The 13301-nt window shown below is 49.3% G+C and carries 12 protein-coding genes; 9 read left to right on the top strand and 3 right to left on the bottom strand.

Annotated elements, in window-relative coordinates; all coding sequences use genetic code 11:
* Positions 1 to 24 precede the first annotated feature (24 nt).
* Both envC and OGY13_RS23110 read left to right on the top strand, forming a co-directional pair.
* A complete protein-coding gene (envC, locus tag OGY13_RS23105; RefSeq protein ID WP_231504629.1) occupies positions 25 to 1284 on the top strand; it encodes a murein hydrolase activator EnvC in 1260 nt (419 codons plus the stop codon).
* Positions 1285 to 1287: 3 nt separating this feature from the next.
* Positions 1288 to 2223, top strand: coding sequence for a divergent polysaccharide deacetylase family protein (locus OGY13_RS23110; protein ID WP_213752142.1), 936 nt, complete (start codon positions 1288 to 1290; stop codon positions 2221 to 2223).
* On the opposite strand, the gene OGY13_RS23115 is transcribed toward OGY13_RS23110, so the two are convergent.
* The 3 genes from OGY13_RS23115 to kbl form a co-directional block, all read right to left on the bottom strand.
* Positions 2224 to 3261: a glycosyltransferase gene (locus tag OGY13_RS23115; protein ID WP_048215306.1), complete on the bottom strand. Its 1038-nt coding sequence runs from the start codon at positions 3259 to 3261 to the stop codon at positions 2224 to 2226.
* 182 nt (positions 3262 to 3443) lie between these two features.
* Positions 3444 to 4469: an L-threonine 3-dehydrogenase gene (tdh, locus tag OGY13_RS23120; RefSeq protein WP_003024132.1), complete on the bottom strand. Its 1026-nt coding sequence runs from the start codon at positions 4467 to 4469 to the stop codon at positions 3444 to 3446.
* A 9-nt stretch (positions 4470 to 4478) separates the two neighbouring features.
* Complete coding sequence (kbl, locus tag OGY13_RS23125; protein ID WP_003827313.1) at positions 4479 to 5675, bottom strand: glycine C-acetyltransferase; 1197 nt, start codon at positions 5673 to 5675, stop codon at positions 4479 to 4481.
* Between the two features lie 214 nt (positions 5676 to 5889).
* Between kbl and rfaD the strand changes: the two genes are divergently transcribed.
* From rfaD to OGY13_RS23160, 7 genes are all read left to right on the top strand, one after another.
* Positions 5890 to 6870 carry an ADP-glyceromanno-heptose 6-epimerase gene (gene rfaD / locus OGY13_RS23130; protein ID WP_048227317.1) on the top strand — a complete coding sequence of 327 codons (981 nt, stop codon included), beginning with the start codon at positions 5890 to 5892 and terminating at the stop codon, positions 6868 to 6870.
* 79 nt (positions 6871 to 6949) lie between these two features.
* Positions 6950 to 7996, top strand: a complete 1047-nt coding sequence (gene rfaF, locus OGY13_RS23135) for an ADP-heptose--LPS heptosyltransferase RfaF (protein WP_071446339.1) — start codon at positions 6950 to 6952, stop codon at positions 7994 to 7996.
* A 3-nt stretch (positions 7997 to 7999) separates the two neighbouring features.
* Positions 8000 to 8968, top strand: a complete 969-nt coding sequence (rfaC, locus tag OGY13_RS23140; protein ID WP_048215304.1) for a lipopolysaccharide heptosyltransferase RfaC — start codon at positions 8000 to 8002, stop codon at positions 8966 to 8968.
* A 16-nt stretch (positions 8969 to 8984) separates the two neighbouring features.
* Entirely contained in the window at positions 8985 to 10268 is a 1284-nt protein-coding gene (locus tag OGY13_RS23145; protein WP_186805000.1) for an O-antigen ligase family protein, read from the top strand.
* Positions 10261 to 11274, top strand: a complete 1014-nt coding sequence (locus OGY13_RS23150; protein WP_186412871.1) for a glycosyltransferase family 2 protein — start codon at positions 10261 to 10263, stop codon at positions 11272 to 11274. The genes OGY13_RS23145 and OGY13_RS23150 overlap by 8 nt, the downstream gene beginning before the upstream one ends.
* 1 nt (position 11275) lies before the next feature.
* Positions 11276 to 12331, top strand: coding sequence for a lipopolysaccharide core heptosyltransferase RfaQ (gene rfaQ, locus OGY13_RS23155; RefSeq protein WP_186412870.1), 1056 nt, complete (start codon positions 11276 to 11278; stop codon positions 12329 to 12331).
* Positions 12332 to 13276: a glycosyltransferase family 8 protein gene (locus OGY13_RS23160; RefSeq protein WP_186412869.1), complete on the top strand. Its 945-nt coding sequence runs from the start codon at positions 12332 to 12334 to the stop codon at positions 13274 to 13276. It begins immediately after the preceding gene.
* Positions 13277 to 13301 lie beyond the last annotated feature (25 nt).

The raw sequence follows: 13301 nt of genomic DNA on the forward strand, positions 1-13301 counted from the left end.
ATGAGGGGAAAGGCGATTAATACCATCACTCGGGCCGTGAAACCGCGTAAGTTTTCAGTCAGGCCCTTGTTCTACGCCAGCGCACTTAGCGCTGGCGTATTGCTGTGCGCCTTTTCCGCCCACGCGGACGAACGCGACCAGCTCAAATCTATTCAGGCTGATATCGCGGCAAAAGAACGCGCGGTACGCCAACAGCAACAACAACGCGCCACCCTCCTCGCTCAGCTTAAAGCTCAGGAACAAGCCATCGCCGTTGCCGCAAGGCAGTTGCGCGAAACGCAAAACTCACTGGCACAGCTGAATGCGCAAATCGCAGAGATGAACGCAGCACTCGCGAAGCTGGAAAAACAGCGGGCCGCGCAAGAACGCAGCCTGGCAGCCCAACTCGACGCAGCTTTTCGCCAGGGCGAACACACCGGCATTCAGCTCATTCTTAGCGGTGAAGAAAGCCAGCGTGGGCAACGCCTGCAGGCCTATTTCGGCTATCTGAACCAGGCGCGACAGGAAACCATCGCGCAGTTGAAACAAACCCGCGAAGAGGTCGACTCGCAAAAAGCCGAGCTGGAAGATAAGCAGAGCGAGCAGCAGACGCTACTGTACGAACAGCGCGCTCAGCAGGCTAAGCTGGAACAGGCACGTAACGAACGTCAGAAAACGCTTTCGAGTCTGGAATCATCGATTCAACAGGGTCAACAGCAACTGGGCGAAATGCGCGCCAACGAATCCCGTCTGCGCAACAGCATTGCCCGCGCCGAAGCCGCAGCCAAAGCGCGTGCAGAACGTGAAGCACGCGAGGCGCAGGCCGTACGCGATAAGCAACAGGATGCGTCACGAAAAGGCTCAACCTATAAACCGACCGAGAGTGAAAAATCACTGATGTCGCGTACCGGCGGTTTGGGTTCGCCGCGCGGTCAGGCATTCTGGCCCGTTCGTGGTCCAACGTTACATCGTTATGGCGAACAGCTGCAGGGTGAGCTACGTTGGAAGGGGATGGTTATTGGCGCATCCGAAGGCACCGAAGTTAAAGCCATTGCCGATGGTCGCGTCATTCTGGCGGACTGGCTGCAGGGCTATGGCCTGGTGGTCGTCGTTGAACACGGTAAAGGCGATATGAGCCTGTACGGTTATAACCAAAGCGCACTGGTCAGCGTCGGTACGCAGGTTCGCGCCGGGCAGCCTATAGCACTTGTGGGTAGCAGCGGCGGTCAGGGCAGGCCGGCACTCTATTTTGAAATTCGTCGCCAGGGTCAGGCGGTCAATCCACAGCCGTGGTTGGGAAGATAAGTTTTGCCACAACAATTTCGTCGTCTACTACTCTCTCTCACCAGTCTGCTGGCCTTCGCAACACCTGTATTTGCTGGCAAACTCGCCATCGTCATTGATGATTTCGGCTATCGCCCACACACTGAAAACCAGGTACTGGCGATGCCTTCTACCATCTCCGTTGCCGTTCTGCCTAACGCCCCACATGCGCGTGAAATGGCAATCAAAGCGCATAACAGCGGGCATGAAGTCTTGATCCATCTGCCAATGGCGCCGCTGAGCAAGCAGCCGTTAGAGAAAGACACGTTACGCCCTGAAATGAGCAGCGAAGAGATTGAGCGGATCATTCGCGACGCGGTAAGCAAAGTACCGAATGCGGTCGGTCTGAACAACCATATGGGCAGCGCGATGACCTCCAGTCTTTTCGGCATGCAGAAGGTGATGCAGGCGCTGGAACGCTACGACCTCTACTTCCTGGACAGCATGACCATCGGTAACAGCCAGGCAATGCGCGCAGCGTCAGGCACCGGTGTGAAGGTCATCAAACGCAAAGTCTTCCTGGATGACACGCAAAACGAAGCCGATATTCGCCGTCAGTTTAATCGTGCCGTCGAGCTTGCGCGCCGCAACGGTTCCGCAATCGCCATTGGCCACCCTCACCCGTCTACGGTTCGCGTCCTGCAGCAGATGCTGTATAGCCTGCCAGCCGACATCACGCTGGTTCGCCCAAGCAGTTTGCTCAATGAACCACAGGTGGATACCTCCAGACCAAACCTCACACCACCGAAGAACGGTACGCCTGATGCGCCGCGTAATCCTTTCCGCGGGGTGAAATTATGCAAACCGAAACAGCCGTTAGAGCCGGTGTACGCCAGCCGCTTCTTCAGCGTGCTCGGCGAAAGCATCACCCAAAGCACGCTGGTGCAGTATATGCGCCTGCAGTGGCAGGGCTGGCAATAATCAGTCTTTACTATCCAGCGTTAAATGGGCCAGGCGGCGCGGCGTCAATGATTTATCGCGCCACTGGCTAAAACGGATAGCCCACAACAGCACCTGATAACCCAGCTTAACGCTGCAGATATTACTCACCATACGCTTGAACATACCCGATACAAATACTTCAGCAATCATGCGCTGGCGGATTTTCTCGTCCGGCTCTTTACGTATGCAATGACAAACGCGTAGCGCTTCGTAAATCACCTGCTGTTTGAATTCCGGGTAAATTGGAATGCGTCCGGCGTAGTCGTGATTCATCTTATCCAGCAGACGGGTAATTTTGATGTAGTGGCGCTGGTAAGCGAGGTTTTTCAGCCCGGTGCGCGGCAGACGGCTAACAGATGCGCCGTGCAGGAAGTATTTGTACAGCGGGACTTCCGTGTAACGCGCGCGCTTCGCATTAAACATAAACTCCGTTGTCCAGATAATATCCTGGTGGTGCAGGCCAGACAGGAAGGTCAGCCCCGCGTCGCGGATAGTCTGATGACGATAAACGCCCATCCAGACAACGTGCCGCCAACGGCGGCTGGCTAACGCTTTGCGTAACCAGTCTGGCCCGGTCATCACGCCGGTAGAACGAATACGATCGGTAGGAATGGATGCCCAGGTGTGGCCCGTCTCAGCAATACACCAGTCAGCGTTGCACTGCGCAACATCCAGGTTGTCTTTCAGCGCCATATTCATCAGCGTTTCATACATTTCCGGATAGGCAATATCATCGCCGTCTACGTACGCGATGTACTCCCCCCTGGCAACTTTCATACCGGTATTGCGCGCCGCAGAAACGCCCCCATTGCGCTGGTGCAGCAGATGAACGTGCGGATAACGATCCGCATAAGACTGAGCAAGCTCCGCAGAGTTATCCGTAGAGCCATCATTAACAATAATGATCTCCAGGTTCTTCCAGGTTTGCGCAATCAGTGAATCCATACACGCAATGAACGGCTCACCCGTGTTGTAAAGCGGCATAATGACGCTCAGGAGACCAGGGGTATAGGTCATATCAAATCCTGCCAAACAGTAGAGTTATCGGCACTTTTTAGCATATTAAGCGGTAGATTTTCAGAAAAAAATATTAATTCTTTAGCGGAAAATGCGCCGGGCAGGAGGAAGCAAAAAAGCCCCGGACGGTAATGATAATCAACATCCGGGGACAACACACAGAATCCACAGGGTGGATACGGTTAATCCCAGCTCAGGATCACTTTCCCTGACTGGCCTGAACGCATCGCGTCAAAGCCCTGCTGGAATTCATCGATAGAGAATCGATGGGTGATGATCGGCGACAAATCCAGACCAGACTGGATCAGTGCAGCCATTTTGTACCAGGTTTCAAACATCTCACGACCGTAGATACCTTTAATAAACAGCCCCTTAAAGATAACTTTCGTCCAGTCGATTGACATATCAGATGGCGGAATACCCAGCATAGCAATACGGCCACCGTGGTTCATGGTGTCCAACATGGCGCGAAACGCTGGCGGCGCCCCGGACATCTCCAGGCCCACATCAAACCCTTCGGTCATACCCAGTTCAGCCATCACGTCGGTCAGATTCTCTTTCGACACGTTGACCGCGCGGGTGATACCCATTTTGCGCGCCAGCTCAAGGCGATACTCATTAACGTCGGTGATCACCACGTGGCGTGCGCCAACATGCTTCGCGACCGCTGCCGCCATAATACCGATTGGACCCGCACCGGAAACCAGCACATCTTCCCCAACCAGATCGAACGACAGCGCCGTGTGCACTGCATTACCGAACGGATCGAAGATAGACGCCAGGTCGTCGGAGATATTGTCCGGGATTTTAAATGCGTTAAATGCCGGGATCACCAGGTACTCCGCAAAGCAGCCAGGGCGGTTTACACCGACACCGGTCGTATTGCGGCACAGGTGAGTACGTCCACCGCGGCAGTTACGGCAATGCCCGCAGGTGATATGACCTTCGCCTGAAACGCGATCACCGATTTTAAAGCCTTTAACTTCCTGACCGATGCCAACAACTTCGCCGACATATTCATGCCCAACGACCATCGGTACCGGGATGGTTTTTTGCGACCATTCATCCCAGTTATAAATGTGAACGTCAGTCCCGCAGATGGCTGTTTTACGGATTTTAATCAGCAAATCGTTATGACCGACTTCCGGTTCAGGAACGTCGGTCATCCAAATGCCCTCTTCCGCTTTCAGTTTGGATAACGCTTTCATTTCACATCCTCAGGCAATAACGCCCAGTTGTTTACCAATGCGTGTGAACGCCTCAACAGCACGCGTAATCTGCTCAGGGGTATGCGCCGCAGACATCTGGGTACGGATACGCGCCTGGCCTTTTGGAACCACCGGATAGAAGAATCCGGTAACGTAAATCCCCTCTTTTTGCAGCTCGCGGGCGAATGCCTGCGCCACTACTGCATCACCCAGCATAACCGGGATGATCGCGTGATCCGCACCGGCTAACGTAAAGCCTGCGGCAGACATTTGCTCACGGAACTGACGTGCATTCGCCCACAGGCGATCGCGCAGGTCGCTGCCAGCTTCAACCATTTCCAGCACTTTAATGGAAGCCGCAACAATCGCCGGTGCCAGTGAGTTGGAGAACAAATAAGGGCGGGAACGCTGACGCAGCCACTCAACAACTTCTTTGCGCGCTGCGGTGTAACCACCGGATGCGCCGCCGAGTGCTTTACCCAGCGTACCGGTGATGATGTCCACGCGACCCATCACGTCACAGTATTCATGGGAGCCACGACCATTTTCGCCGACAAAACCGACGGCATGGGAATCATCAACCATGACCAGAGCGTCGTATTTATCCGCCAAATCGCAAACGCCTTTCAGGTTAGCGATTACCCCATCCATAGAGAACACGCCATCAGTGGCGATCAGGATATGACGAGCGCCCGCTTCACGCGCTTCTTTCAGGCGAGCTTCCAGTTCCACCATATCGTTGTTGGCGTAACGGAAACGTTTTGCTTTACACAGACGCACGCCATCAATGATAGAAGCGTGGTTCAGGGCATCGGAAATAATTGCGTCTTCTGCGCCCAGCAGCGTTTCAAACAGGCCGCCGTTTGCGTCGAAGCAGGAAGAGTAAAGGATGGCATCTTCCATACCGAGGAATGCCGCCAGTTTTTGCTCCAGTTGCTTATGGCTGTCCTGGGTACCGCAAATAAAGCGAACCGAAGCCATACCAAATCCGTGAGAATCCATACCCGCTTTTGCCGCAGCAATCAGTTCCGGATGGTTAGCCAACCCCAGATAGTTGTTCGCACAAAAGTTAATAACGTGGCTTCCATCCGCCACGGTAATATCCGCCTGCTGGGCAGATGTAATAATGCGTTCTTCTTTAAACAATCCTTCCGCACGTGCGGTTTCGAGATCGTTCGTTAACTGTTTGTAAAAATCCCCACGCATTTCAATTCTCCAGACTGGGCAAATTTCAGCACATATTACCCAAAGCTATACGTTGATACGAGATGACGCATCATCACTTCTTCAAAATGAAGCATAAATCACGTGTACCCGCACGGCTTATCGGTGAATGGCTGAAGCCTAAGCCATGTAGTGATATGATAGAAGTATTCGTGTCTGAGATTGTCTCTGACTCCATAATTCGAAGGTTACATTTATGATCATCGTTACCGGCGGCGCGGGCTTTATCGGCAGCAACATCGTTAAGTCCCTGAATGATAAAGGCATCACCGACATCCTGGTGGTGGACAACCTGAAAGACGGCACCAAGTTTGTTAACCTGGTGGATCTGAATATTGCTGACTACATGGACAAGGAAGACTTCCTGATCCAGATTATGGCCGGGGAAGATTTCGGCGATATCGAAGCGATTTTCCACGAAGGCGCATGCTCTTCCACCACCGAGTGGGACGGCAAGTATATGATGGACAACAACTATCAATACTCCAAAGAGCTACTGCACTACTGCCTGGAGCGTGAAATCCCGTTCCTGTACGCATCCTCTGCCGCCACCTACGGCGGGCGCACTTCTGATTTCATCGAATCCCGTGAATATGAGAAACCGCTGAACGTCTATGGCTACTCAAAATTCCTGTTCGACGAGTACGTGCGTCAGATCCTGCCAGAAGCCAATTCACAGATTGTTGGCTTCCGCTATTTCAACGTCTACGGACCGCGTGAAGGCCACAAAGGCAGCATGGCAAGCGTTGCTTTCCACCTCAACACCCAGCTTAACAATGGCGAAACGCCAAAACTGTTTGAAGGCAGTGAAAACTTCAAACGTGATTTCGTTTACGTAGGCGACGTGGCTGCGGTAAACCTGTGGTTCCTGGAAAACGGGGTTTCCGGCATCTTTAACCTCGGTACAGGTCGTGCGGAATCTTTCCAGGCCGTTGCCGATGCTACGCTGGCGTACCACAAAAAAGGCAGCATTGAGTACATTCCATTCCCAGAAAAACTGAAAGGCCGCTACCAGGCATTTACCCAGGCAGATCTGACGAACCTGCGCGCAGCGGGCTATGACAAGCCGTTTAAAACAGTCGCCGAAGGCGTCACGGAATATATGGCCTGGCTGAACCGCGACAACGCTACAAATTCACAAAATCATTCGAGCGGTATCAAGGCGGCAACTAAGTGAACCTCCGGGAGCTTACAAAAGTAAGTGACCGTAGTGAACGCAGGCAGCCAACGCAGAGACAGCTTGAAGGATGAAGTGAATGAAGATTTTGGTGGTTGGCCCGTCTTGGGTGGGCGACATGATGATGTCGCAAAGTCTCTATCGCACGCTCAAGGCGCGCTATCCCCAGGCGATAATCGACGTGATGGCACCTGCGTGGTGCCGTCCGTTATTGTCGCGCATGCCAGAAGTCAACGAAGCTATCGCCATGCCGTTGGGGCACGGCGCGCTGGAGATTGGCGAGCGCCGTAAACTCGGCCACAGTCTGCGTGAGAAGCGCTATGACCGCGCTTATGTGCTGCCTAACTCGTTTAAATCCGCTCTGGTGCCATTCTTTGCGGGTATTCCCCATCGTACCGGTTGGCGTGGCGAGATGCGCTACGGTCTGCTGAACGATGCGCGCGTACTGGATAAAGACGCATGGCCACTGATGGTCGAGCGCTATGTGGCTCTGGCTTATGATAAAGGTGTGATGCTGACGGCAAAAGATTTGCCGCAGCCTCTGCTATGGCCACAGTTGCAGGTCAGCGAGGGTGAAAAATCGCTAACCTGTAGCCAGTTCTCCCTTTCAGCCGAACGCCCCATCATCGGTTTTTGCCCTGGTGCGGAATTTGGTCCAGCGAAACGCTGGCCACATTATCACTACGCAGAGTTGGCGAAGCAGTTGATCGATGAAGGCCATCAGATTGTGCTGTTTGGCTCAGCAAAAGACCATGAAGCTGGCAATGAGATCCTGGCAACGCTGAGCACTGAACAGCAAGCCTGGTGCCGTAATCTGGCGGGCGAAACACAGCTGGAACAGGCCGTCATTCTGCTCGCCGCCTGCAAAGCGGTCGTCACCAACGATTCTGGATTAATGCACGTGGCCGCAGCACTGAACCGTCCACTGGTCGCATTGTATGGTCCAAGCAGCCCGGATTTTACGCCCCCGCTTTCCCACAAGGCACGTGTCATTCGCCTGATTACGGGGTATCACAAAGTGCGTAAGGGCGATGCGGCAGAAGGCTATCACCAGAGCCTGATTGACATCACACCCCAGCGCGTGCTGGAAGAACTCAACGACCTGTTGTTACAAGAGGAAGCCTGACGGATGCGGGTTCTGATCGTTAAAACGTCGTCTATGGGCGATGTACTGCATACGTTGCCCGCATTAACCGATGCGCAGCAGGCTATTCCGGGTATTCAATTTGATTGGGTGGTGGAAGAAGGGTTCGCTCAAATCCCCTCCTGGCATTCAGCCGTTGACCGGGTTATTCCAGTGGCGATCCGTCGCTGGCGTAAAGCCTGGTTTTCAGCGCCGATTAAAGCCGAGCGTAAAGCGTTTCGTGATGCGGTGCGTTTACAGAAGTATGACGCGATAATCGATGCTCAGGGTTTAGTTAAGAGCGCCGCGTTGGTGACACGTCTGGCACGTGGCATCAAGCATGGTATGGACTGGAGCACAGCCCGCGAACCGCTGGCGAGTCTGTTTTATAATCGCAAACATCACATAGCCAAACAGCAGCACGCGGTAGAACGTACCCGTGAATTGTTCGCCAAAAGTCTGGGGTATGCTAAACCGCAGTTGCAGGGTGATTACGCGATTGCGCAGCATTTTATGAATGAACATAAGGCTGATGCAGGCCAGTATGCTGTATTTCTGCACGCCACGACACGTGATGATAAGCACTGGCCAGAAGCCAACTGGCGGGAGCTGATTGGCCTGTTAAATAATACGGGCATCCGTATTAAACTCCCCTGGGGTGCTCCTCATGAAGAAGCGCGCGCCAAAAGGCTGGCAGAAGGGTTTCCCTACGTTGATGTCCTGCCGCGAATGAGTCTGGAAGACGTTGCTCGCATTCTGGCGGGGGCAAAGTTTGTGGTGTCGGTTGATACAGGATTGAGCCATTTAACCGCCGCGTTGGATCGCCCCAATATTACGTTGTATGGCCCAACGGATCCCGGACTGATTGGGGGATATGGGAAGAATCAATACACACAGCAAAGCCATTCCGGAAAATTGCAGGATCTGGATGCTAACTTAGTCAACATATCGCTAGTTGATAATAATTTGCTTTAACTTTAAGAGATGAACCATGCTTCGCCAACACATGTTTTCTCGCTTTATTTGTAGTATAAGAAATAACCCATTCGATTTTATATACTTCTTATTTTACGCTGGGATCCTGGCAACGCTTGCGATGGTGTTGGTCAATCCAGATGAAGCGCTGAAGGTATTTATTTTCTCCACGGCGCTATCTCTACCGCTTATAGGAAAAAATATAAAACATGTGTGCAGCAACAAGAAAAACCTGTTTTTACCTGTTATGTTGTTGCTCTTCGGTTTACTCCAGATTATTTGGGTAGAAATATTCAAACAGCCAGGATCTGCTTTTACCGGAGCCTATAGGTCATACCAGAACGGTGGCAAAGTGATGATTTTTGCCGCACTGGTTATGACCGCTTTGGCATCGCGAGAGCCATGTGCCAACACAACTCGCATCACCAGTATCTGGACAATTCTTACAGCAATAGGTCTGTATCTTTTCGCAGGCTACGAGGTCGCCGGGGCACCAGATATTATGACCTACCGTGTTGCGCTGGGCTTTGAACACCAAACCGGCACAGCCTACGCTCTGACGCTAATTGCATTATTAGCCTCTCAGGCCATTATTAATCTGCGTCTAAAACACACCGTTGCACTCTATCTGTTACATTTTTTGATATCGCTGGCAGTCATCATCACAACGCAAACTCGAGCCGCTATTTTGGTATACCCGATCCTGAGTGTCGGCCTATTCCTGATGTACTATCGTCACAACCGCACCATGCTATTAAGGGCACTGCTGGGTTTTGTAATACTGGTGGGGGCTGCTGCAATCCCCTTAAAACCAATCATTGAAAGCCGCTATCAGAACTTCCTGGTTGATCTGCACTCTTATAATCAAAACAATAGTAATACTTCTATCGGTGCGAGACTGGCGATGCAACGGGCAGGTATTGAAGCCGGGAAAGTGCACCACTGGGGACAGTCACTCGAACAACGCGGAGCAGAAATTCAGCGACTTGCGGTGCAGGACACCTCGCTGCAAGGGGCACTGGTCTTCATTGATGTCCACCTGCATAACGAAATGGTTGATACCTTCTCACTAAAAGGCATCCCTGGTGTTGTTGTGCTACTCTTGCTCTATACTGCCATGTTTTTAATAGCTTACTGGCAACGTAGTCCTCTGTTGTTCGTCGTCTCAGGCGCTATCGCAGTCTATGGCTTGAGTGATTTATTATTATATGCCAAAGGTGAAGCCCTGAGCAGCGTGCTGGCGTTATGTGTAGCAGCAGTACTGAGCTCGAGTCCAACAAGAGAACGATGCCATGGTTAACGCTTCCGGTTATTTACTGAGCATTATTATACCTACATACAACAACGCTGAACTCATCACAGCGACGTTGGCATCTATACATCAGAGCATCACTGATGATGTGGAGGTAATAATTGTTAATGATGGCTCTACGGATTTAACCGAAGAGCATATAAATGCGTTTTACCGCGAAAAAGATTGTCATAATGTTAAATATATAAGCCAAAAAAATCAGGGTGTTGCAATCACCCGTAATGTTGGGCTTGCTCATGCGACAGGGAAATATATTGGTTTTGTAGACAGTGATGATATTGTCTGCCAGAATTATTTTACAATTCTCTTACCTAAGTTAAGAGACGAAAAATATGACATCATCGAATTTAACTTAACTCGAGATATAAACAATTTGTATAAGAACGCGCCGAAAATGGAAAACAACATTACCCAGCGCGAAATAATCTTATCAGATGACAATTACGCCCCTCTATTACCAACATTCAAGGCAGGGCAATGGCATCTGATGACAAAAATCTTTCACCGCAATATCATTGGTAGCGATAAGTTCGAGGAACATCATCGCTACGAAGACATGATTTTTTGCCCATTCCAGTATTTTAAATGCCATAAGATTCTAAAAATCGAGAATAAGCTATATTACTACCGAGTAAATAATAAAAGCATTACCGAGAACATTATTGATAGTGACGCTGACAGCATCTTCTTTGCTATGCGAAAAATGTATAACTATATTAATGAAAATAGTTCCAAGCGTACTGTTGCGACATTTATGATTATCAATTGCTTTCTCGAAGGACGTAAAATTTTACGCAAGAAAAAAGGCTATTATCGCTATAGCGAAAGTATGCTAAATGACATTCAGAATGCACTTGCATGCTGCGATACGAAAATCGTTAAGAAGAAAATAATTCTGAAGATGAAATATCCCCATATCGATCGTTCTATTTCTGAAACAAGGTGTAAGATAATATCTGCTTGCAAAAGCTTATTCTTGCGAAAGGGATTTTAACATGTTTGAAAAAGTTGACCGGATTCTCATTTGCAAGCTCAAGTTTTATGGGGATGTTCTGCTAACTACGCCTGTCATTGCCAGCATTCGGGCACGTTATCCGCAAGCTAAGATCGATCTGCTACTCTATAAAGATACTAAAGCAATCTTAGCCGCCCATAAAGATATCAATAATTTTTATCTGATTGAGAAAAAGCAAGACCTGCTGTCAACAGTGAAAAATTACCTTTCAGTGCGTAAACAACTGAAGAAAAATCACTACGACCTGATCGTTAACCTCACCGAACAATGGCCGATCGGCGCTCTTATAGCGTCTTTGCGTTGCCCTTCAGTTGCTTTTGAGCGCGAAAAAGTTCAGTGGAACCTACTTTTTACGCGAGTAACGCCATCCATTGGAACGCATATTGTTGAACAAAATTTATCTATTCTAAAAGGTATTGGATTTAGCGAAACAGAACTGAAGAAAGAGATGTCTCTTTGTTATCGCCCTGACGACTATCAACATTTAGTTACCCTACTCCCGGAATTGCCTTCACAAAAATATGTCGTTATTCAACCCACTGCCAGACAAGAGTTTAAATGCTGGGACGATGAAAAATTTTCGCATGTTATAGACCACCTTCATCGGCGTGGTCTGCATGTTTATCTTACCTGTGGGCCAGCGCTAAGTGAGCAACAGCAGGTTCAGCGCATTGCTGAACTGTGTCAATCTTCCCCTGATCTGACGCTGGCAGGTAAAACCACCTTTTTACAGTTGGCTGCATTGATCGATCATGCCGTCCTGTACATTGGCGTCGATTCTGCTCCTATGCATATGGCAGCGGCGCTAAAGACACCGCAGGTCTGCCTGTTTGGCGCCACCAATTATCAACAGTGGAAGCCATGGTCGGATAAAGCTTTATTGATTTGGGCTGGCGATTATCATCCGATGCCTTCTCGAGATGAACTCGACAGATCTAAAAAATATCTAACATGGATACCGGAGCAAGCCGTGATTGACGCTATCGATAAGGTACTTCATGATAGTGAAAATATAAAAGGTAATGAGAAAGCATAAATGGACAGCAAAAAAAACGTTATTAACATTGCTTACTGTACAGATGCCAATTATCTGGAATATGTAGCAGTGTCCATTATGTCTGTCATAATGAACAATCCGGGGCAAAACCTGTCATTTTTCGTCTTTGTCTATGACGTTACAGATGAAGAAATCAATAAACTACGTTCTACCAGTGATAAAATTCAGGTTATTAATATCGATAAGGAAGAGATTGAAAAGTATAACAATGACTTTGCAATCAAACACCTGAACCGTTCTACCTATATGCGTCTGGCCGTACCGCGCTTACTTAAAGATAAGGTTGAACATTTTATCTATTTAGATGCTGATACACTATGTTTTGATAAGCTCAATGATATTAACAGCATTGATATTAGCAATGTCATTTGCGCTGTCAGCCATGATTCTCTCGATATTCATGATACAAAAAATGCCAAACGTCTGAGCCTCAGTACTGGTCATTATTTCAATGCTGGTTTTTTATATATTAACATTGAAAACTGGATCAAGTTTGACATTGAAAATAAAGCAAATACAGTGTTATTTGAACAAGGTAAATCCTTACCTTACTTTGATCAGGATGCACTGAACGTCGCAATGAACGGTAACGTTAAATTTATTGATAAGCGATGGAATTTCTTATTTAACTGGTTCACAGACCAGCAAAAAGATACCTTTTTTTACCAAAAAGATATCCTGCCTCGCATTATTCATTTTACTGGTGGGAGAAAACCCTGGTATAAAGAACATACTGGGCTTTCACAGCAACTTTATCTTTTCTACCATCATTTCACACCATGGCGAAACACAGAAATGCGTTCTTATGCTCCACGCATGAGACCTACTGATTACCGGGTCTATTCACGCCAGGAAGCTAAAAAAGGGAATTATTTCACCTCATTCAAATGGTATTTGAAATACCTTAAGACTAAATTACGTTAATATAAAACTCCCTTACGGGAGTTTT

It is taken from the genome of Citrobacter sp. Cpo045 (assembly GCF_030332875.1).
Taxonomy (GTDB): domain Bacteria; phylum Pseudomonadota; class Gammaproteobacteria; order Enterobacterales; family Enterobacteriaceae; genus Citrobacter; species Citrobacter portucalensis.